The sequence below is a fragment of the Rhodopila sp. genome (assembly GCF_965277165.1).
Classification (GTDB): Bacteria; Pseudomonadota; Alphaproteobacteria; order Acetobacterales; family Acetobacteraceae; genus Rhodopila.
In genome coordinates this window covers 3,171,194-3,191,618 of the sequence record NZ_CBDICE010000006.1, presented here as the reverse complement: position 1 = coordinate 3,191,618, position 20,425 = coordinate 3,171,194, and the positions used below count along the sequence as shown (strand labels likewise).

Annotated in this window: 22 protein-coding genes; 9 read left to right on the top strand and 13 right to left on the bottom strand. The window is 66.2% G+C overall.

Features of this window, described 5'->3' with window-relative positions:
• Nucleotides 1-102 precede the first annotated feature (102 nt).
• Genes miaB through ACQY4Y_RS26735 form a run of 4 tightly spaced genes read left to right on the top strand, consistent with a single transcriptional unit; the run spans nt 103 to nt 3,890 of the window.
• Nucleotides 103-1,500, top strand: coding sequence for a tRNA (N6-isopentenyl adenosine(37)-C2)-methylthiotransferase MiaB (miaB, locus tag ACQY4Y_RS26750; protein ID WP_428493597.1), 1,398 nt, complete (start codon nt 103-105; stop codon nt 1,498-1,500).
• 5 nt (nt 1,501-1,505) lie between these two features.
• Nucleotides 1,506-2,576 carry a PhoH family protein gene (locus tag ACQY4Y_RS26745; protein ID WP_428493725.1) on the top strand — a complete coding sequence of 357 codons (1,071 nt, stop codon included), beginning with the start codon at nt 1,506-1,508 and terminating at the stop codon, nt 2,574-2,576.
• Entirely contained in the window at nt 2,563-3,015 is a 453-nt protein-coding gene (gene ybeY, locus ACQY4Y_RS26740) for an rRNA maturation RNase YbeY (RefSeq protein ID WP_428493596.1), read from the top strand. The genes ACQY4Y_RS26745 and ybeY overlap by 14 nt, the downstream gene beginning before the upstream one ends.
• Nucleotides 3,012-3,890: a hemolysin family protein gene (locus ACQY4Y_RS26735; RefSeq protein ID WP_428493595.1), complete on the top strand. Its 879-nt coding sequence runs from the start codon at nt 3,012-3,014 to the stop codon at nt 3,888-3,890. Before ybeY ends, ACQY4Y_RS26735 begins: the two co-directional genes overlap by 4 nt.
• Before the next feature lie 37 nt (nt 3,891-3,927).
• On the opposite strand, the gene ACQY4Y_RS26730 is transcribed toward ACQY4Y_RS26735, so the two are convergent.
• The gene (locus ACQY4Y_RS26730) at nt 3,928-4,239 is read right to left on the bottom strand and encodes a putative quinol monooxygenase (protein WP_428493594.1); all 312 of its coding nucleotides are present in this window, start codon (nt 4,237-4,239) and stop codon (nt 3,928-3,930) included.
• 253 nt (nt 4,240-4,492) lie between these two features.
• Between ACQY4Y_RS26730 and ACQY4Y_RS26725 the strand changes: the two genes are divergently transcribed.
• Nucleotides 4,493-4,750 (top strand): hypothetical protein, encoded by a 258-nt coding sequence (locus ACQY4Y_RS26725; protein WP_428493593.1) that lies wholly within the window; start codon nt 4,493-4,495, stop codon nt 4,748-4,750.
• A 26-nt stretch (nt 4,751-4,776) separates the two neighbouring features.
• Here the strand turns inward: ACQY4Y_RS26725 and ACQY4Y_RS26720 are convergent, their stop codons facing one another.
• The 8 genes from ACQY4Y_RS26720 to ACQY4Y_RS26685 form a co-directional block, all read right to left on the bottom strand.
• Nucleotides 4,777-5,475, bottom strand: a complete 699-nt coding sequence (locus ACQY4Y_RS26720) for a hypothetical protein (protein ID WP_428493592.1) — start codon at nt 5,473-5,475, stop codon at nt 4,777-4,779.
• Nucleotides 5,472-6,623, bottom strand: a complete 1,152-nt coding sequence (locus ACQY4Y_RS26715) for a pyridoxal phosphate-dependent aminotransferase (RefSeq protein WP_428493591.1) — start codon at nt 6,621-6,623, stop codon at nt 5,472-5,474. The genes ACQY4Y_RS26720 and ACQY4Y_RS26715 overlap by 4 nt, the downstream gene beginning before the upstream one ends.
• Before the next feature lie 158 nt (nt 6,624-6,781).
• Nucleotides 6,782-7,153 (bottom strand): hypothetical protein, encoded by a 372-nt coding sequence (locus tag ACQY4Y_RS26710; protein ID WP_428493590.1) that lies wholly within the window; start codon nt 7,151-7,153, stop codon nt 6,782-6,784.
• Nucleotides 7,153-7,641, bottom strand: a complete 489-nt coding sequence (locus ACQY4Y_RS26705) for a hypothetical protein (protein ID WP_428493589.1) — start codon at nt 7,639-7,641, stop codon at nt 7,153-7,155. The genes ACQY4Y_RS26710 and ACQY4Y_RS26705 overlap by 1 nt, the downstream gene beginning before the upstream one ends.
• A gap of 419 nt (nt 7,642-8,060) precedes the next feature.
• On the bottom strand, nt 8,061-8,762 hold the full coding sequence (locus ACQY4Y_RS26700; RefSeq protein WP_428493588.1) for a PEP-CTERM sorting domain-containing protein: 702 nt from the start codon (nt 8,760-8,762) through the stop codon (nt 8,061-8,063).
• Between the two features lie 1,112 nt (nt 8,763-9,874).
• Nucleotides 9,875-11,542: an acyl-CoA dehydrogenase family protein gene (locus ACQY4Y_RS26695; RefSeq protein WP_428493587.1), complete on the bottom strand. Its 1,668-nt coding sequence runs from the start codon at nt 11,540-11,542 to the stop codon at nt 9,875-9,877.
• 14 nt (nt 11,543-11,556) lie between these two features.
• Nucleotides 11,557-12,771, bottom strand: coding sequence for a CoA transferase (locus ACQY4Y_RS26690; RefSeq protein ID WP_428493586.1), 1,215 nt, complete (start codon nt 12,769-12,771; stop codon nt 11,557-11,559).
• Between the two features lie 110 nt (nt 12,772-12,881).
• Nucleotides 12,882-13,313, bottom strand: a complete 432-nt coding sequence (locus ACQY4Y_RS26685) for a type II 3-dehydroquinate dehydratase (RefSeq protein WP_428493585.1) — start codon at nt 13,311-13,313, stop codon at nt 12,882-12,884.
• 93 nt (nt 13,314-13,406) lie between these two features.
• On the opposite strand from ACQY4Y_RS26685, the gene ACQY4Y_RS26680 reads away from it, so the two are divergent.
• From ACQY4Y_RS26680 to ACQY4Y_RS26665, 4 genes are all read left to right on the top strand, one after another.
• Nucleotides 13,407-14,165, top strand: coding sequence for a 2-keto-4-pentenoate hydratase (locus ACQY4Y_RS26680; RefSeq protein ID WP_428493584.1), 759 nt, complete (start codon nt 13,407-13,409; stop codon nt 14,163-14,165).
• Between the two features lie 148 nt (nt 14,166-14,313).
• Nucleotides 14,314-15,345: a zinc-binding dehydrogenase gene (locus ACQY4Y_RS26675; protein ID WP_428493583.1), complete on the top strand. Its 1,032-nt coding sequence runs from the start codon at nt 14,314-14,316 to the stop codon at nt 15,343-15,345.
• A 5-nt stretch (nt 15,346-15,350) separates the two neighbouring features.
• A complete protein-coding gene (locus ACQY4Y_RS26670; RefSeq protein WP_428493582.1) occupies nt 15,351-16,244 on the top strand; it encodes a lipid A biosynthesis lauroyl acyltransferase in 894 nt (297 codons plus the stop codon).
• A gap of 171 nt (nt 16,245-16,415) precedes the next feature.
• Nucleotides 16,416-16,793: a hypothetical protein gene (locus ACQY4Y_RS26665; RefSeq protein WP_428493581.1), complete on the top strand. Its 378-nt coding sequence runs from the start codon at nt 16,416-16,418 to the stop codon at nt 16,791-16,793.
• Between the two features lie 17 nt (nt 16,794-16,810).
• Here ACQY4Y_RS26665 and ACQY4Y_RS26660 read toward each other — a convergent pair whose 3' ends face one another.
• From ACQY4Y_RS26660 to gpmI, 4 genes are all read right to left on the bottom strand, one after another.
• Nucleotides 16,811-17,284, bottom strand: a complete 474-nt coding sequence (locus ACQY4Y_RS26660; protein ID WP_428493580.1) for a DUF1348 family protein — start codon at nt 17,282-17,284, stop codon at nt 16,811-16,813.
• A gap of 61 nt (nt 17,285-17,345) precedes the next feature.
• A complete protein-coding gene (locus ACQY4Y_RS26655) occupies nt 17,346-17,690 on the bottom strand; it encodes a DUF1330 domain-containing protein (protein ID WP_428493579.1) in 345 nt (114 codons plus the stop codon).
• A gap of 301 nt (nt 17,691-17,991) precedes the next feature.
• Nucleotides 17,992-18,732 carry a class I SAM-dependent methyltransferase gene (locus tag ACQY4Y_RS26650; RefSeq protein WP_428493578.1) on the bottom strand — a complete coding sequence of 247 codons (741 nt, stop codon included), beginning with the start codon at nt 18,730-18,732 and terminating at the stop codon, nt 17,992-17,994.
• Nucleotides 18,729-20,273 (bottom strand): 2,3-bisphosphoglycerate-independent phosphoglycerate mutase, encoded by a 1,545-nt coding sequence (gene gpmI, locus ACQY4Y_RS26645; protein ID WP_428493577.1) that lies wholly within the window; start codon nt 20,271-20,273, stop codon nt 18,729-18,731. Before gpmI ends, ACQY4Y_RS26650 begins: the two co-directional genes overlap by 4 nt.
• Nucleotides 20,274-20,425 lie beyond the last annotated feature (152 nt).

The following is a 20,425-nucleotide window of genomic DNA, read 5'->3' as shown; positions in this document are numbered from 1 at the left end:
GCGCCCAGGCCCGTTGTTGCGCTTGACCCTGCCGGTCGAGCCGATCATTGCTTCCGCCGCCGATGCCGGAATGGTCCGGCCTGGGTGTGGGGATTGGCATGGATGACCGGGACTAAACGCAAACGTCTACATGTCATCACCTGGGGCTGCCAGATGAACGTGTATGACAGCGGGCGGATGGCGGACGTTCTGGCGCCGATCGGCTATGCGCCGGCGGCGGACCCGGACGGCGCCGACATGGTGATCCTGAACACCTGCCACATCCGCGACAAGGCGGCGGAAAAGGTGTTTTCCGAGCTGGGACGGCTGCGCCGATTGAAGGAGGCGACCGGCAACCGGATGATCCTCGCGGTGGCTGGCTGCGTGGCGCAGGCCGAGGGGGCAGAGATCCTGGCTCGGGCGCCCTATGTCGATATCGTGCTGGGACCGCAGACCTATCACCGGCTGCCGGAAATGGTCGCCCGCGCCGCTCGTGCCGGCGGCAAAGCGGGCGGCCGGGGGGCGGGGGTGATCGAGACCGACTTCCCGCCCGAGGACAAGTTCGACCAATTGCCGCAGAGCCGCGCGCCGCAGGGCGTGACCGCGTTCCTGACGGTGCAGGAAGGCTGCGATAAATTCTGCAGCTTCTGCGTGGTGCCGTATACCCGCGGCGCCGAACAGAGCCGCTCGGCCGACAGCATCCTGCGTGAGGCGCGTCACCTGGTGGCGCAGGGCGCGCGCGAGATCACCGTGCTGGGCCAGAACGTCAACGCCTGGCATGGCGCGGCGCCGGCTGGTTCAACCAGCGGCTCCGGTTCAACCAGTGTCTGGGGCCTCGGGCGGCTGTTGCGGGCACTGGCCGAGATTCCGGGCTTGGGCCGGCTGCGCTACACCACGTCGCATCCCGGCGACATGGATGACGACCTGATCGGCGCGCACCGCGACCTGCCGACGCTGATGCCGTATCTGCATCTGCCGGTGCAGTCCGGATCGGACCGCGTGCTGGCGGCGATGAACCGCAAGCACTCGGCGGCGGACTACTGGCGGTTGGTGGAACGGCTGCGCGCGGCGCGGCCCGACCTGGCGCTGTCGTCGGACTTCATCGTCGGTCATCCGGGCGAGACCGAGGCCGACTTCGAGGCCACCCTGGCGCTGGTCCGCGCGGTCAAGTTCGCCCAGGCCTACAGTTTCAAATACTCGCCGCGGCCGGGTACGCCGGCGGCCGGAGCGCCGTCGCAGGTGGCGGAGGCGGACAAGGACCGGCGGCTGCGGACCCTGCAGGCGCTGCTGCGCGACCAGCAGGGCGAATTCGCCGCCGGCTGCGTGGGGCTCGATCTGGCGGTGTTGTTCACCGGATTCGGCCGTCACCCTGGTCAGATCGTCGGGCGTTCACCATTTCTTCAGCCTGTACATGTGATGGGACAGGCCGGTCTGATTGGTACTGAATCGATTGTGCGAATCATTGCCAATATGCCAAACTCATTGTCGGGAACCCTTGTCGAGGAGAGACGAATAGCTTGACCCAGATCGCCGTCCCCCGGGCCGCGCCTGCGGCACCGACTGCCTCCGCCGCGTCCGGCGGCAAGGCCATTACCCTCAAGTTCAACGACAACACCTTGCTGCCGCTGTTGTTGGGGGATCACGACCGGCATTTGGTGCGGATCGAGCAGGCCTTGGGGGTCCGCCTGTCGTGCCGGGGCAATCGGGTGGCGATCGCGGGGGACGCGGTTCGGGTGGACGTGGCACAGGAGCTGCTGCGCGGGCTGTGGCGGCGGCTGGAGCGCGGCGAAAGCGTCGGACGGCCCGAGATCGAGGCGGCGATCCGGCTGGCGGATGCGGAAAACGATCCGCGGCTGCCGCTGTCGGACCTGCCGGCGATCCGCACAAGGCGGGGCGAGGTCGGCCCGCGCAGTCCGGGCCAGGCGGAATACATGGAGGCGTTGGCCAATCAGGAGATGGTGTTCGGGGTCGGCCCGGCGGGGACCGGCAAGACCTACCTCGCGGTGGCGCAGGCCGTCGCCATGCTGCAGGCCGGCAAGGTGGACCGTATCGTGCTGTCGCGCCCGGCGGTGGAGGCCGGCGAACGGCTGGGGTTCCTGCCCGGCGACATGAAGGAGAAGATCGACCCGTATCTGCGGCCGCTGTACGACGCGCTGCACGACATGATGCCGGCCGACCAGGTGATCCGGCGCATGACCAACGGCGAGATCGAGGTTGCGCCGCTGGCGTTCATGCGCGGCCGCACCCTGGCGCATTGCTATGCCATCCTGGACGAGGCGCAGAACACCACGCCGATGCAGATGAAGATGTTTCTGACCCGGATGGGGGACGGGGCCCGGATGGTGGTCACCGGCGACCTCAGCCAGGTGGATCTGCCGAACGGGCTCCGCTCCGGTCTGCGGGATGCGCTGGACACCCTGGAGGGTATCCAGGGCATCGGCGTGGTGCGGTTCGGGCAGCGCGACGTGGTGCGCCATCCCCTGGTGGCCAGGATCGTTGGCGCCTATGATCAACGAGACGCAGCTTTGGGCGAGGCCCGCCGGGAACGGGAGCGGCCGAAAACCAGCGAGCAATCGAGTAGCGATGGAACCTCCTAGTAGCCGTCCGTCCGACGCAGGTGGCGGCGCCATCGAGATCGTCGTGACGGATCCGGCCTGGCACCGACTGATCCCGAACGCCGGCGCGATCGTGCGGCGCGCGGCGCGTGCCGCCGGTATGGCGGGAACCGTCGTGCTGGCCTCCGACCGCGTGGTGCGGGGACTGAACGGGCGTCACCGTGGCCGGAACAAGCCGACCAACGTGCTGACCTACGCCGATCCGGCGCCGGAGGTCATCCTGGCGCTGGGCGTGGTGCGCGCCGAGGCCGCCGCGCAGGGTCGGCGTCCGGCCGATCATCTGGCTCATCTCGTGGTGCATGGCGCGCTGCACCTGGGTGGCGCGGAGCACGATCATCCGGGCCAGGCTCGGCGGATGGAAATGGCGGAGACCCGCATCCTGCACCGCATCGGCGTGCCCAATCCGTGGCAGCGCCGATGAGCACCCATCGCGGCACGCTGCTGGGCCGGCTGGGTCATCTGCTGGGGCGCCGGCAGAGCGAACACTCGCTGCGCGAATCGATCGCCGAACTGGTGCAGGAAGCCGCCGACGCGCAGCAGCTTCCGGGGGAGCAGCCGGAGCTCGATCGTCATGAGCGGCTGCTGATCGCCAATGTGCTGCGGTTGCGCGAGACGACGGCGGACGACGTGATGCTGCCGCGGGCCGATATCGTTGCGATGCGCGCGGATGTGACGTTGGCCCAGGCGATCGAATTGATCCGCAACGACGGCCACTCGCGCCTGCCGGTGTACCGCGAGCAACTGGACGATGTGATCGGCATGATCCACATCAAGGACGTGTTCGCCTATGTCGGCCGACCGGAGGCGTTTGCGCTGGAGGCGATCATGCGCAAGCCGCTCATGGTCGCGCCGCAACTGCCGGTGCTGGACCTGCTGCTGCAGATGCGCACGCAGCGCATCCACCTGGCGCTGGTGGTGGACGAATATGGCGGCATCGACGGGCTGGTGACGATCGAGGACCTGGTGGAAACCATCACCGGCGACATTGCCGACGAGCACGACGACGTCGAGGCGCCGATGATCAGCGAGCGGCCGGATGGCGCGCTGGACCTGAATGCCCGGATGCCGATCGAGGATTTTGAGAGCAAGGTTGGGCGGATCCTGACCGAGGACGAGCGTGACGCCGATATCGAGACGGTCGGCGGCCTGGTGTTCACGCTGGCCGGCCGGGTGCCGACCCGGGGCGAGGTGATCAGCCATCCGTCCGGCATGGAATTCCGCGTGCTGGACGCCGACGCGAGGCGGATTCGCCGGCTACGCGCGCGGCGGACGCAGACGGAAGCCGCCGCCGCTTAAGGTCCTGGCCAGGCGGACGTGCGGCCTGGCGATTGCGTCAGGCGGCCGGCGACAGCACGTGGATCACCCGGCTGGCGATCAGATCTTTGGTCTTGGCGGCGTATTCGGCCATGTGAGCAGACGCGCCGTGGGCCTTCAGGTGATCCATGCTCTGCCATTTCTCGATCACCACGAAGGTGTCGGCGCCGAACGGCGTCTGGATGCGGCCGGCGTCTTCGGCGTCCACCGCGGGACCATACTCGATACAGCCGGCCTCGGCGTGCACGGCGGGAATGTTGGCGCGGAAGGCCTGCAGGATCTTCTCGCGGTTGCCCGGTTTGGCGGTGATGATGGCGAGGACGTTGATCATGGTTCGATGGTTTCCTTGTGTCGGATCGGCGCGGTTTCGGCAGATGGCCGGGTCCGCTCGCGGCGGGGGGATGATGCGCCAATTCGGCCGGCGCGCGAAGACACCGGGGTCCGGCCGGGTTGCGGGACGTGCCGGGTTCGGCGGCTCCGAGGACGTTTCGCCTGCGGCTGCGACGGTCGAAGGTGGTTTCATGTCGCGGCGGTCGGTGCGGATCGGTTATCACCACGGTCATCCGATGTGAGTATGACGCCGTATGACGAACGCCTCTACGATCCTGCTATTGCCGTTCATTGTCGCGTTTCTGATCTTCGTGCTGAGATTCTACAGCCGCGAAGGCGCTGCTTCGATGGGCCAACCAAGTTTTCTGCTTGCCGCAGTGACGGTGCTGATCGCCGGGGGCTATCTAGTACTGGGGGTGATGGGAGTGCTGCCGCCATACAGCACCTTGGCTTTCGCCGCGATCGGGCTGATCCTGCTGGGCACCGCCATCCTGCGCATGTTCATGATCTGACCGCGATGGTCATTTGAACCCGAGCGTCATTGGCGCAGCAGGCGGGACCAGAATCCAGTGGTGGCGCGATTGGTTTGGGACACATAAGGCGTGTGCGCGGGCGGCGGCAAGGCGCTGCTGATCAGGTGGCGGCCGATGTCACGCGCGGCGATTTTGGTGCGCTGGAAGGCGATGAGTGTGGCGGCGAGTTCGTCCGGGCCATGCTGGGACATGTGGTCTGCCCAGGCCTCGGCTTCCTGGAACAGGCCGGCGCGGCGCAGCACATCCAGTCGGCGCAGACCGAGTTCGATGTCGGTGGTGCCGTCCCACAGCGCCGCGACCTCGGTGCGCAGGCGAGCCGGTTCGGTCATCGCGGCGGCGTCATCAGCGGCCCATGCGGCCTGCAACAGGGCCTCGGCCTGAGTTGGGCGGTCCCCGGTGCGCTGACAGATCAGCGCCCAGCGGCGGAACGGCAGGGTTTCCTCCGGCGCCGAGGTGGTCAGCATGCGGTATTCATCGGATTTGGCGACCGCGCGCGCGGTCGAAGGCAGGGCGGCGAGGTCCGGTGCCGCGGCGCCGCAGGCGGGACAGAGTTGAATCCAGTCGCGCAAGGTGGAACGTGCCGGTTCGCCTGGACGCATGTCGAGGTCGGGTGCGATTTCGGGGGCCGGGGCTCGGAACGGTGCGCGGACCGGGCCGCCGCAGGCTCCACAAACAGGTTCGGTCCCAGGGGTTGGTTCGGTCATCGTGCCATCTCCGCCCGTATGCCGTCACTCAGGCGCTGCATCGCCCGCTCCATCAATCCCGACGATTGCGCGAAACAGACCCGTAGCCAGCCTTCGCCGGCTGATCCAAACGCCACGCCGGGTGCGACGGCAACGCCGTGGCGGGTCACCAGTTGCTTCGCCAGGTCGAGGCTGTCGCGCAATCCGTCCACCTGGAGGAATGCGTAGAACGCGCCGGCGGGGGGTTGGTAGCGGATACCGCTCAGTCCGGTCAGAGTTTGGGTGGCGAGATCGCGGCCGACGGCGCAATGGGCGCGGAATTGCTGCATCGTTTCGGTGTCGGCGATCGCGGCGACCCCGGCGAGCTGGATGAAGGGTGCGACGCCAGAATGCAGGGTCTCCACCAGGTCGACGATGAGTTCGCTGGTTGCGGCAGGCACCACTAGCCAGCCGAGCCGCCAGCCGGTCATCATCCAGGTCTTGGAGAAGCTGTTGCAGACGATGATCCGGTCATCCGGTTCGGCGATATCCAGCATCGAGGGGGCGGCGTCGCGGCCGTCGTAGACCAGGCGGGAATAGACCTCGTCGCTGATCAGCCAGGCGCCGTGGCGCTGGGCGATATCGCGGATGGCGCGCAGTTCGGCCTCGGTCGCGGTCCAGCCGGTGGGATTGCCGGGCGAGTTCACGACCAGGGCGCGGGCGCCGTCCATCATCATGTCCAGGCGATCGAGATCGAGCCTGAAGCTGCCGTCGGGCTGGACGTCGAGATCGATCGGCTCGACCACTGCGCCGCGCAGCGCGGCGGCGCTGGCGATGTTGGGCCAGGCCGGGCTGGGGATCAGCACGCGATGACCGGGGCGCAGCACCGCCGCCATGGCGACCGCGAGCGCGGTCATGCCCGACGCGGTTACCTGGATGCGGGCCTCCGCCACTGGTTTGGCGTGTAGCTGGGTCAGGTAGTCAGACAACGCCTGTCTTAGCGCGGGGACGCCCCGGACGTCGGGGTAGCGGGTGTGTCCTTCGGACAGGGCGCGGATTGCCGCGTCGCGAGCCGCCAGCGGGCTGGGCTGATCGGATTCGCCGAAACAGAGCAGATCGACGTCTGGAGTGGAAAATGCGAGGCGGGCGACCTCTACGATGCGCGAGCCCGGAATGACAGTCAGGTCCATGGGCTGCCATATAGAGGTTTTTGCGTTGATTCGGTATCATTACTGATGCTCTTCGAGCCAGATTCAGGATTAATTATACGGCCGACGGCGTGTCGGGCGGTGGTCCGCAACGATCGGGGTCAGCGCAGGCCTGAATCGGCGCGGTGCGTCGACGTCTGTCAGCGCGGGGGCGGCGCGAGCGGGGGCGATGGGGTAGACGGAAGTGGGGTGCGGTCGGTGTCGGTGCCGGTGTTGCGGATGCAGTTGCTGACCATCCGATCATGCACGAACAGGTCGGACAGGCCGCGGGTGGAATCGCCCGAGACATAATTGGCGGAATATGGGGTGTTGACCTGTGATTGCGGGCCGTAGATCTCGGCTCGGTTCTGTTGTTCGTAGGCTTGTTCGGCGCGGTGTTCGCAGGCAGCGCGAGTCTCGGCGTCGGCTCGGGCCTGTCCGGTCGGCGCGGGGCGGTCGCAGCCGGCCAGCGCGACGGCAACCAGCAGGGCGGCGGCCGGGATATGGCCGAGGTTGGAGCGGGGGCGGTTCATCAACGGGCTCCTGACAGGCGTTGCGCCGATTGCGCGGTTTCGATCTGAAAGCCGCTGACGAAGCGGGACAGCCGGGCTCGGAAGCCGGCTTCGTCAAATCGGGCCTCGGTGGTGAGCGGCTGGCTGGCGGCGGCCTTGAGCAGGGCGGGGTGAAATTCGGCACCGTCGCGTGCCAAGTGGAACAGCGAGCGGGCCCATGGCGCGTGCGCCAGCAGATCGATCAGCGCGAGCAGACGCAGGCAGAGCGACAGGCCGGTGGTGTTGGCGATGCCGACCGAGCGATCGACCGCGCCGACCCAGCAGCGTGCATCGCGGTCGGCCAAAGCGAGGTCGGTGTGGCTGCCGTCTGGGCGGTTGAAGCGAAAGCCGCGCACCGCGCCTTGGCGTTCCGCCAGCGCTGCTTCGCGGGCCGCGTACCAGGCTCGCTCGAGGTCGCGGCGGCCGACGCTGGGCAATGCCTCGGGCGGCAGATCGATCAGATAGGTCATGAGCCCATCAGGATCGCCGCCGACGCGGATGGCTGCGCCGGACGCATCACTGTCCGTGGGCTGCTGTCGAACGTTCATCAGGGTCAGGATGGACCCGTGGACGCCGCGGCGCCAGTGTCGCATGGGTTCGGGGATGAGAATTGGGTGTTGTCGGTGGGATCGCGAAGGCTTTGGTTCGGCTGGGTTGCGTCGTCTGCCGGCCGGGTGAAGGACGGGCAAAGTCACTATAGTCTGGACGCCGGCGCCGAGGCGGATGGGTCGCGGTTGGCGGAAACGTTGCGTCTGGCGGATAGGCGGCTGGGTGGATCCCCGAGCAGGGTGGTCATGCAATAGGCCAGGGCTGTCCTATTGCATGTTTGTGGGCGTCAGGCGTCAGGATCGTCGCGTTTGGGCTGCATCCGAAGGTCGCGGTGGGCGTTTCAGGCCGCTGGGTGTTTTCCCGACACTGGGCCTTTGCGACGCCGGCTTGCGGCCAGTCCGAGCAGGCCGGCGCCGAGCAGGGCCATGGACGCGGGTTCCGGGACGAGGGCGGGATCAGCCGTGACCAGCGTCTGCGTGCCCTGCAGCGAGATCAGTGCGATGACGTTGCCGCCATAAAGGGCTGCCTGCTGCGGGTCATTCACGACCGTCAGATAATTTGCGATGAGACCATCCAAGGTGGCGTTTCCCTGGTAGGTGAAGGTGGGATATTCGACCTGCCAGATGGCAAGCTGAATCGCGGCCGAGACGTCGTTGCTGGCGGTGTGGGGGTTGGCGAGCAGCGCGTCGCCGTAATTGATCAGCCCCCTGATCTTGGTGATCTGATCATCGGTAAGCGCGACGGCGATGGGTGTCGCATTGTTGGTGGTGATCGGGCCGGTAACGAACGCCACGTCCTGGCCGCCGCCGACCTGATCGTCGTGGTAGATGTCGATGCACCAGGCATCGATGGTGCCGATACTGGTGGTCAGCACCTGCTGGCCGATATAGCCCGTGCCCGACGCGGGACCGTTGATGGTCAGAGTGTCGTTGTACGGTAGCTCGATATCATTGACTGTGAACGGGCCGGCCATGGCCGGAGTGGCCAGGGCCAACGACACCGCTCCGCTAAGTGCGGCAAGGCCGAGGATTGCAGTCCGCATTAGAGTCTCCTGTGGCGAAGCCCATTGCTTCAAGGAAACTAATTCAATAAGCGTGCCAAGATGTTCGTCGTAGGATATCGGTTACTTCGGTATGTCTGGTCGGTTGTTATCAGTTATGAACATACGATACGATGCGGAAAAGCTCCCATGGAGGGAAATTAGCCGTCCAGGTATGGTGCCAAGTTTAGACCGTCATCGCTTCCGCGCGGGGTAAATCGCGATAGCATTTGTCGACTCATGATACTATCGAGTAAACTTAAGTGTTTGTTTTAGCGTATAATTTATTAGACCGACACGTTCACTCATCGCCGTGATGGTTCGGAACATTCGTTGTGCGGTCGATAATTCTTACACTATTTTGATCGGCCAAATCGAGTTTACCCGCCCCGATATTGGCTGAAAGCCGGGCTTTCCGTAGCGCAACAGTAAATCGGTTGGGTCCAAAATGCATGCGTATGGTCAGCCAATTTTACACCGACCATGCGCTGGGCCTGGGCTTGATTCGGACGCCGGCGGACTGACCGGCAGCCGTTGCGTGGGCCGGATGCGGGCGCGCGGGTTCTTTTCCTGGTCCAGGCGGCGACACGGTGACCGGTCTGGTCGGCGGCAATCCGGGCTACAGCACCGGCAATGGGTCTTTTCCGTCGATCCTGACGCTTGATGGGCTGTTTTAGTATGATGACATTTTGTATCCTGCTGCCTAATCGGACCAAGGTTCGTTGCTCGACAATAGCGGCCCGCTGTTCGCCGCGACGGGTCACGCGGAAGCCGACATCTACGGAAGTGCTACGACTTCGGCTACACCAGCAGCATTTCCGGGCCGGCCCTCGGCTACGACCACAACGACGTGTCGGGCGCGACGTTCACCGTTGCCGCGGTTCCCGAGCCGCTTCGACGGCTGTCGTCGGTTGATCGGCCTCGACGCGGTTCGGCACCGCCAGTGCCGGCTTGCGCAAGCCCGGGTCTGAGCCGCCAGGTGAAACCGGCACGCAGTCGTCCCCGGCGTGCCGGTCCATGGCGTTGAACCGGCGGTCCGTCCGCCGCTGCTTTGGACTGGGGCAAGAACCATTTTGCGCGGCCGGGCGAAAGCTTCCACAGTGCCCTGCCGGTGTTCAGTTCTGCCGGCCGATCAGTCCGCGCGCGATCACCTGGGCCTGGATTTCCGCGGCGCCTTCAAAGATCGAAAGGATGCGGGCGTCGCAGAGTACCCGGCTGATCGGATATTCGACCGCGTAGCCGTTGCCGCCATGCACCTGGACCGCGCTGTCGGCATTCGACCAGGCAACCCGGGCGGCCAGAAGCTTGGCCATGCCGGCCTCGATGTCGCAGCGCTGGCCGCTGTCCTTCTGCCGCGCGGCGAAATAGGTGAGCTGTCGGGCGAGCATGGTTTCCGTCGCCATCCAGGCGATTTTGCCGCTGACCCGCGGGAACGCCATGATGGGTCGGCCGAACTGGTTGCGTTCGGTGGCGTAGACGGTGGCCAGTTCCAGGGCGTTCTGCGCCACGCCCAAGGCCCGAGCGCCGGTCTGGATGCGGGCGCTTTCAAAGGTCTGCATCAACTGCTTGAACCCCTGGCCTTCCTCGCCGCCCAGCAGGCCGGAGACCGGGACGCGGAAATCCTCGAACCCGATCTCGTATTCCTTCATGCCGCGATAGCCCAGCACGCGGATCTCGGTGCCGGTCATGCCGGGCGCCGGGAACGGATCGTCTTGTGTTCCGCGCGGCTTGCCGGCGAGCAGCATGGACAGACCGCGATAGCCGGCGGCGGCCGGGTCGGTTCTGACGAGCAGCGTCATCAGGTCGGACCGCGACCCATGGGTGATCCAGGTCTTGGCGCCGGTGACACGATAGAAATCGCCGTCGCGCACCGCGCGGGTTCGCAGGCTGCCGAGATCGGACCCGGTATTGGGTTCGGTGAACACCGCGGTCGGCAGGATGGCGCCGGAGGCGATGCCTGGCAGCCACTGCCGCTTTTGCGCCTCGGTTCCGGCCTGCCCGACCAGTTCGGCGGCGATTTCCGATCGGGTGCCGAGCGAGCCGACGCCCAGGTAGCCGCCGCTGAGCGCCTCGGACACCACGCACATGGCGATCTTGCCGAGGCCTGAGCCGCCGCTGTCCTCGGCGACGGTCAGGCCGAACACGCCCATCTCGGCCAGTTGCTGGACGATCGCGGCGGGGATCAGTTCGTCGCGCTGGTGCCAGTCCTGCGCGTGCGGTGCGATCTCGGCCTCGGCGTAGCGCAGGAATTGCTCGCGGATCGCGGCGATGGTTTCGTCGGCGATGCCGACATCGCCGAAGTTGCGCAGCGAGGCTGCCTCCACGATGCGCTGGCGCGCGGCGGCCAAGGCGGCGGGATCGCCGAGTTCGGCCAGCAGCGGATCGCGCAGGAATGTCCACACCGCCTCGGCGTCGGTGCCGATGTCGCCGGGTCGGACCATCTCGGTCTGGCTGATGGCGATACCGCCGCCCAACTGGGCGAGGTATTCGGCGAAGCCGATCCGGAGCATGGCGGCCTCGACCGGGGTCAGGGCGCCGGTTTCGCGCAAGTTGCGGGCCCAGATCAGGCTGCGGCGCAGCGCCTCGACATAGGTGGCCTGCCAGGCGAAGCCGTGCGCCGCGAGTTGATGGGTATCGAGACGTTGCGGGTCGATGCGGCCGTCACGGACCACGGCCGAAGCAACGGCGTGGCGGGAATGGGCGAGCAGCTGTTCGGCGAGCGCGAGGCCGCGGTCGCACAGGAGTAGAAGGGCGTCGATTTCGGGCATGGTTGCGTTGGTCACCAATCGGTCCCCGGTCAGCGCGGCGGGCCGGCCACCACGCCGGCATCGTGCAGCTTGGCATATTCGGCGGACGGCAGGCCGAGGAGTTCGGTCAGTACTGCTTCGGTATGTTCGCCGAGGCGCGGCGCGGCGGTCGGATGGCGGCCGGCGGTAGCGGAGAAATTCAGCGGCTGGGTGTTGACCATCAGCGGGCCGACGCCGGGTTGGTGGACGTCGCCGAACATCGGGTTGGCGGACGAGCATAGCGGGTCGTCACGCAGCAACTGGCGAAAATCCTGATACGGTCCCCACAACACACCGCTGCCTTGGAACGCGGCGCCGATTTCCGTCAGCGTGTGTTGGGCGAACCAGGGTTCGAGCACCGCGGCGATGGCATGGCGGGCATCGAACCGACCGCCCTCGGTGTTGAGATCGACCTGCATCATCGGCCCGATCATGGCGAGGCGTTCGGACAATCCGGTGGATTGGCCGATGGCGCGCCATTGGCGGTTGGAGATCGCCGCCAGCATGATGCGCCGGTGGTCCGCGGTGGCGAAGTCGCGTCCAAAGGCACCGTACAAGTCGTTGCCCATCGCTGGTCGTACCGCGTCGTTGATCTGGACGTCGGCGAGGTAGCCAAGGTTGGAGACGGTGGCGAGCATCACGTCGGACAACGCAAGCGTGACTTCCTGGCCGTGCCCGGTTGCCCGCCGGGCACGCTCCGCGGCGAGGAAGCCGGCGGACAGGTAGAGTGCGGCGGTCACATCCCAGGCCGGCAATACGTGGTTGACCGGGTCCTGTCCGGTGCCGGTGGCGAGCGGGAAGCCGCTGGCGCAGTTGACGGTGTAGTCGATCGCGTTGCCGCCGGTGGAGGTGCCGGTCAGGCGCATCATGATCAGGTCGGAGCGTCGCTCAGACAGCGCCTGGTAGGTCATCCAGCCGCCGCTGGGCAGGTTGGTCAGCAGGTTGCCGCCTCCGGCCCCTGGGGCGCAGATCAGGGCGCGGGCGAGATCCTGTCCCTGCGGCGTGTTCAACGCCAGCGTGACCGAGCGTTTGGCCTTGTTGAGGCTGGCCCAGTACAGGCTGTTGCCGTCGGGTGCCAGCGGCCAGCGGCCGATATCGATGTTGCCGCCGATCGGGTCGATGCGGATGACGTCGGCACCAAGCTGGGCCAGCGTCATGCCGCCAAGCGGGGCGGCGACGAAGGCCGATACCTCGACAATTCGGAGGTCACTGAGCGGGTGGGCCACGAGGGTCAGGCTCCGCGGGTGCTGTCGTGGTTGCCGCTGGTCGGTGCGACCGATCGGGCTGAATCCGGGAGTTCCGGCGATGTCCGGGGACGGCTTGGCACAACAAACACTCAGCGCGCTTTGGCGGTGTCGCGTAACCCACGCAGCGCGAGGTAGTAGCCGAACACCCCGAAGCCGGTCACCATGCCGAGGCTGACGGTCGCGGTGTCTGATACCGGGCCTCGGCGCACCGGATTGGAGATGTGCACCTCAATCACCGGGAAGCTGACCTGGCTGATGGCCGCGGTGAGCGCGGGGTAGCCGCGGGAGAAACCGGCCGGGTTGAACAATGCGCCGTCGCAGGCCTGGTCATTCGCCTGGTACAGGCGGTTGATGACCTCGCCCTCGATATTGGAGTGGAAGATGTCGATCTGGAGATCCAGTTCGGCGGCGTATTGACGGATGTGCTGGTTGTATTGGTCCAGCGTCATGGTGCCGAAAATCTCGGTTTGGGTTTTGCCGCGCATGTTCATGCCGGCGCCCTGGACAACGAGGATTTTCATCGCGAGGCTTCCTGCTGGATCAACATTGACCGACGGTAGGCGAGCGGCCGGCGGCTGACAAGCGGTTCGGCGGCGGCGAAAAAGGGGGGAGGCATGGGCGGCGACAACGATAGCCTGATCGAGGCATTCTGGCAGGCGCGCGGGCAGGGCAGCTATTTCCCGCCGGCGTATTTCGGCAGGCTTTCGGTCGACCAGGCCTATCAGGTTCAGCTTGGGTTGATCGCGCGCCGGTGTGCGGCGGGGGAGCGCCAGATCGGCTGGAAGGTCGGGCTGACGGCGCCGGCGATCCAGCAACAGTTCGGCTTCCACGAACCCGTGTTCGGCTGCGTGTTGGACAGCAAGCCCACGGGGCACGAGTTTGCCGCGGGCGAGCTGATCGCGCCCGGCTTCGAGAACGAACTCTGCATGCGGCTGGGCGTCGATCTTGCCGGCACGATCGATCTGGAGCAGGCGCGGGCGGCCGTCGAGGTGATCTACCCGTCGCTCGAGATCATCGAGACCCGTGGACCATTTACCGAGCAGATCGCCCTGGCGCTGGCTGACAATGCCCAGCAGAAGACGGTGGTTCTGGGGGCACCGGCGGCGTTGCCGGCCGATCCGACCGCGATCGAGGCGCGGGTGTCGATCAATGGGCAGCCTGTGGCGACCGGTACCGGGGATGCGGTGCTGGGGAATCCGCTGCGTTCGATCGTGTGGCTGGCGGCGAAACTCGGGGCTTATGGCCGGCAGTTGAAAGCCGGTGAGATCGTCATGACCGGGTCGTTCACGCGGCAGTTTCCGATTGCCCCGGGCGACCGCATCGAGACGGTGTTTTCCGGTCTCGGCGTGGTGAGTGCGGCGATGTCCGCTTAGGAGTGCGCGCGGACGCGGGCCGGCTTCTTCGTTGCCGGAGGAGTGGCCGAATCATCGGGTAACGGGGGTCTGTCGCCCGATCGGGGATTGCCCTGGCGGCAAAGCCTGATTACTGGGCGGCGATGAATTCATTTTCGACCGCCGTCCGATGGCGATGATCCGCGCGTTGCGGCTGGTTGCCGACCGGCAGGTCGCGCTGACCGAGCGTGACGCCCCGCCCGATCCCGGGGTGGATGAGGTGCAGCTTCGGGTTCGCGCGGTCGGGCTGAACCACATCGACGTCTGGGGCTTTCGTGGGATGGCGTTCGCCAAGCGGAGCTATCCGCTGACGGTGGGCGCTGAGACGGCGTGCGAGGTTGTCTCGGTCGGCGCGGGCGTCTCCGGTGTGAAGCCGGGGGATCGGGTCGTGCCGTATTCGGCGTTGACCTGCGGTACCTGCGCGGCCTGCCTGAGCGGTCGCGACAATCTGTGTGAGAACGTCGCCGGGGTGCGCGGTTTCCATATCGACGGGTTCGCCGAGGAGCTGACCAATCACCCGGCTCGGTTGCTGGTGAAGATCCCCGATGGCGTGTCGATGCAGGACGCCGCCTGCGTCGCTGTCGCGTATGGCACGGTGGAGCATATGCTGTTCGACAACGCGCAATTGCAGCCGGGCGAGTGGGTGCTGGTGCAGGCGGGCGGGTCGGGGATCGGCAGCATCGCCATCCGGATCGCCAAATCGATCGGCTGCACCGTCATCACCACGGTGGGTTCTCCGGCCAAGGCCGAGCGAGCCAGGGCGCTGGGGGCGGACCATGTGATCAACTACCGCGAGGACCGGTTCGAGGGCGTGGTGCGCAAGCTGACCCGAAAACGGGGCGTCGATGTGGTGTTCGAACACACCGGCGCGGATACCTGGGCGGGGTCGCTGTTGTCGCTGAAGCGGGGTGGGCGGCTGGTGACCTGCGGCGCGACCTCGGGGCCGGTCGGCAGCCTGAACCTGATGCAGTTGTTTCAGCAGCAGTATCGCATCATCGGGTCGTTTGGCGCGCCGATGACGGCGCTGACGCGCGGGTTGCAGAGGATCGCATCGGGGGTCAGGCCGGTGATCGACACCGTGTATGGCCTGGCCGATTTCCACGCCGGGGTGCAGCGGCTGGAGTCGCGCGACGTGTTCGGCAAGATCCTGATCGAACTCTGAGCAAGGTGCGCCGGCAAATCGGACTGTACGCGGAACGTATCCTCGGCCGCGTGGTGAAGTGGCTGATCCGGCTGCTGCGGCGCGCCGATCCTGACCGCGCGTCGGATTTCTGCGGTGGGGTGGCCAGGCGGGTCGGCCCCTATCTGCCGGCGCACCGTGTTGGCCGGGCCAATCTTCGCGCGGCGTTTCCGGAGCAGGACACGGCCTGGATCGAGGCCACGCTGGCTGAGGCGTGGGAGAATCTGGGCCGCGTCGGCGGCGAGTATGTCCATATGGCGCGGATCTGGGACTTCGATATGCAGCGTCCGAACAGCGGCCGCATCCAGACCGACAGCGTGCCGTTGTTCGATCTGTTGCGCGACGACGGCAAGCCGGCGCTGTGTTTCGCCGCGCATCTGGCAAACTGGGAGTTGCCGGCGATTGCCGCGGCGGCGCACGGGCTGCCCTCGGCGGTGGTCTACCGGATGCCGAACAACAAGGCAGTCGCCAAGGAGATCATCCGCATTCGAGCGCCTCTGATGGGGCGGCTGATCCGCACCCGGGCGCAGGCGGCGCTGGAGATGGCGGCGGCGTTGAACGCGGGCGAGCATCTAGGCATGCTGGTGGACCAGCATTTTTCCCGCGGCGTGGAAGTGGATTTTTTTGGCCGGCGGTGCAAGGCCAACCCCTCGGTGGCGCGGCTGGCTCGGCGGTTCGATTGCCCGGTGATCGGGGTGCGGGTGATCCGTCTACCGCAGCACGGTTTTCGGATTGAGGGGTTCGGGCCGTATGAACTGCCAAGGGGGGAAGACGGAGAGATCGATGTGGTCGCGGCGACGCAGATGATCACCACGATCGTCGAGGGCTGGGTTCGCGATTATCCGGGGCAATATCTGTGGTTTCATCGTCGGTGGCGTTGACCGGGGCGGCATTGACCGGGGCGGCATTGACCGGGGGGGCGCCTGTCCGTACTTCGTGTCTTGCGGCGAGGTGAAGGGTGTCAGCGCGGCTGTTCCCGGACCGGCCTGCCGCTATTTTGCCATGCGGACTATGTAACCGCCTGAAACCATCTGCTGAGGAATTCGAAATCGATGCGAGCTGTTGTTCTTTCCGCTTGGTTGCTGATCGCGGGTTCAGGCGCCGCCCTGGCCCAGCAGGCCCGCGAATCGGTGCTGTCGCCGTTGCCATCGCCGAACCTGCCGGAGGGCGCTAGACCATCGGACGAGCTTCGCGCGGCGGAAGGGGCGTTGGCGGCCGGTCGCACCGGAGAGGTCGAGGAAGCGCTTGAGCGGGCGCAGACGCGGATGCTGGACCGGTCGGTGGCGCTGGGGCGAACTAACGACCCTAGTAACAATCCGACGGTCGGGCAGATCACCGAGGCGCGGCAGGCGTTGGCGGCGGGTGATCGCGCGGGCTGTCTGCAGTGGATCCAGACGGCGGTCGCCTCGGCCACCGCTCAAGGGTTGTGAGGCGGGATCGGGAGGGATCAGAGGCCGAGATCGGTCAGGTTCGGATGGTCGGCGGGACGCGGGCCGGTGTGGTCCCAGTGAAACAGGCGGGCTGAGGCGGCGATCGGCAGGTCGTTGATGCTGGCGTGGCGGGTGTGCATCAGACCGTGGGCGTCGAACTCCCAGTTCTCGTTGCCATAGGCGCGGAACCAGGTTCCGGAATCGTCATGATACTCGTAGGCGAAGCGCACCGCGATGCGGGCGTCGGTGAATGCCCAAAGCTGTTTGATCAGGCGGTAGTCGAGTTCGCGGGTCCACTTGCGGGTCAGGAATGCGACGATGGCCGGGCGGCCCTGAAAGAACTCGCTGCGGTTCCGCCAGCGGCTGTCTTCAGTGTAGGCGAGGCAGACGCGGTCTGGGTCGCGACTGTTCCAGGCATCCTCGGCGCCGCGGACCTTTTGTCGCGCGGTTTCCAGGTTGAATGGCGGCAGCGGCGGGCGGTCGGCGGGCATTGTGTACTCCGGGGGGTGTACTCCGGGGGGTGTTTTCCGGGGGTGTTTTCCGGGGCTTGCCCTAACGGACGAAGCCCGGGCCCAGAAGCTTGTCCGGGCTTGCATCTGAAGCGCCCTCGACGCAGATCATCTTGCGGTTCAACCCGGACTCTTCTCGGATCTTCAAACCAGGAGAATACTCGGGGGAAGCGTACCACCGCGCCGCGGCTTCCCGATCGGGGAATTCGACGATGACGATGCCGTAAGGGGACCAGTCGCTTTCCATGACTTCGATCGCCCCACCGCGAGCCAGATAGCGTCCACCATACTGCTCGATCGTCGCTGGGGCCATAGCCACGTAAGCCTTCCAGGCGCCTTCGTCTTCGGGTGCTACGACACCAACGTCAACGATTACATATGCCGGCATAATCTGGTCCTTACGATTTGTCGTATTTGGCTGGATCGAATGGCGCCCGGAGCAGCCACTAGCAACCGAGTTGAGGTCGCGTCATCCCAGCGCAATCCTGATCCTTGCAAAAGCTGCTTATCGTTGATATGACGGAAATAAATAGCACTGGTTGCGCGCCAGCGCGTCTTCCGCATCTGAAAATCAGTGCCCTCATTTATTGCGAACTTGGGACAGCGTCCATCATACGTCAAGCGTACTGTCCAAAGCGAGAAGCGGCTGAAGGGCGGCGGCGGTCGCGCGGAGGCTGCGGTCGAAAGATTCAACTGGCAAACGGATAACGGCTTGCCAGCAGCGCGAAGCAACGCTCGTCGTGGTCTGGCCGGGCTGGGTCGGAGGCCTCGGTGTCGCCGACGCTGCGGTGGGCCAGCAGGTCCCAGCCGGAGCGGTCGAACAGACGGATCAGGCCGGTTTCGCTGAAGATCCAATAGTTGGTCGAATCGTTGTTGGCCTCGGTCGGGTCGAGCAGGTAGGCGACCGGCAGGTGCCTGATTGGTTCGGCGTGTGGGGTGAGTTGCGCGATGCGGGTGCTGAGCAATAGGTATTTTGTTACTTTGGAGAGACTTTCGAGCACCAGGAACGGGTTCTTCAGGTGGTACAGGATGCCCAAGAAGAACACCAGGTCGTAGCGTGTGCCGGGCAGGGCGAAGTAGCTGTCGAGGTCGACGTCGTGGATGACGACCCCCGATTTTAGCCGCGCCGCGAGCAGGCGGGCGCCGCGCAGGCCGTTGAAATTGGTCGGCGCGTGGTCGATAACCTCGACCGCGTGGCCCAGACGTTCGAGGAAGAACGCCAGGTCGCCGTCGGCGGCACCGATGTCGAGCGCCGGGCGTGCGCCCAGCAGTTGGTGCAGCGGAAACTGTTCGAACAGCGGCCTGAGATGAATGAAGTTGTTGAGGCTGCCGTAGGGGTACCAGGGAAACTTCGGATCGATGGCGGCCTTGAGCGCATCGATCTCGGTCATGAACGCCAGGGCGGCGGTTTCCAGATCGGTTGCGTTCATCGGGCTGGGTCCGTCGTGGCGGCGTCTTGCGAGATCAGCGACCGGCCGGTCATTTCGGTCGGTTGGGGGATGCCCATCAGGTCGAGCAAGGTCGGCGCGAGGTCGGCGAGGCGGCCTTCGTGGATCGCCCGATCGCCGCCGCCGATCAGCACCACGGGCACCGGGTTGGTGGTATGCGCGGTGTGGGGGCCGCCGGTCTCGTGGTCCTTCATCAATTCGCAATTGCCGTGATCGGCGGTGACCAGCAGCGCGCCGTGCTGGCGCGTGATTGCATCGGCGATACGCCCGAGGCCGGTGTCGACGGTCTCCACCGCCGTGATGGCGGCTTCCAGGACGCCGGTATGGCCGACCATGTCGGGGTTGGCGAAGTTCAGTATGATCAGGTCGTATTGTCCGCTGTCGATTGCCTGCACCGCCTTGTCGGTCAGTTCGGGGGCCGACATTTCGGGTTGCAGGTCGTAGGTGGCGACCTTTGGGGATGCGACCAGGATGCGGTCCTCGCCGCTGAACGGTGTCTCCTGGCCGCCGTTCAGGAAATAGGTGACGTGGGGGAATTTCTCGGTCTCGGCCATGCGGAGCTGGGCTTTGCCGGCGTTGGCGACGACCTCGCCCAGGATGTTGCGTGGCGTTTCGGGAGCGAACAGAACACCGAGGAAGGGTGCCAGCGCATCGGAATAACGCGTCATGCCGACCGCGGCGGCGAACTTGCGCGGATCGGGGCGGGGGAAGCCATCGAATGCCGGGTCGAGCAGCGCGGCAAGGATTTCGCGGACCCGGTCGGCGCGGAAGTTGAAGCACAATATGGCATCGCCGTCTTGCATCCCGGCGTAGTCGCCGATCACCGAGGCGGGAACGAATTCGTCGAATTTTTGCTTGGCGTAGGCGGCCTCGATAGCGGTCTTTGGGGAGGGAAAGCGCGGCGCCTGGGCATCGGCGATGGCGCCGTAGGCCTGGGCGACACGATCCCAGCGGTGGTCGCGATCCATCGCGAAGTAGCGGCCGACGACGGTGGCGACCGGCACGGCCTCGGGCAGCGCGGACTGCAGGCGGGCGAGGTCACCGGCGGCGGATTGCGGCGGGGTGTCACGGCCGTCGGTGATCGCGTGGACCACGGTCTTGATGCCGGCGTCGTGCAGGTATCCGGCCAGGGCGGCGGCGTGGTCCTGGTGGGCGTGCACGCCGCCGGGTGAGACCAGGCCGATAAGGTGGCAGGTGCCGTCGGTCTGCTTGAGCGTTTCGACCAGGGCGGTGAAGGCGGCGGCCTGGGCGATGCTGCCGTCGGCCACGGCGTCGCCGATCCGCACCAGTTCCTGCTTCAGAATGCGCCCGGCACCGATGTTGAGGTGGCCGACCTCGGAATTGCCCATCTGGCCGTCGGGCAGTCCGACGTCGCGGCCGGAGGGGTGCAGGATGGCGTGCGGGCAGGTGTCCCAAAGGCCGGAGAAGGTGGGGGTTTTGGCGAGGCGCACGGCGTTGTCGGCGGGTTCGTCACGCCAACCGAAGCCGTCGAGAATCACCAGCATTACCGGTCTTGTCGCCATGGATCTGCCATCCCTCTGCCTGCGCAGGCCAGGATGTCTCCGTTCGGAGCGTCCTGGCCTGGCTGATGCGGTTGTGCGGCGGGTGCCTCGGGTCGGAACAATTCGGGACAATCCGCTGCCAGTCGCCAAATGCCTGCGTAGCGTCCAAGGTC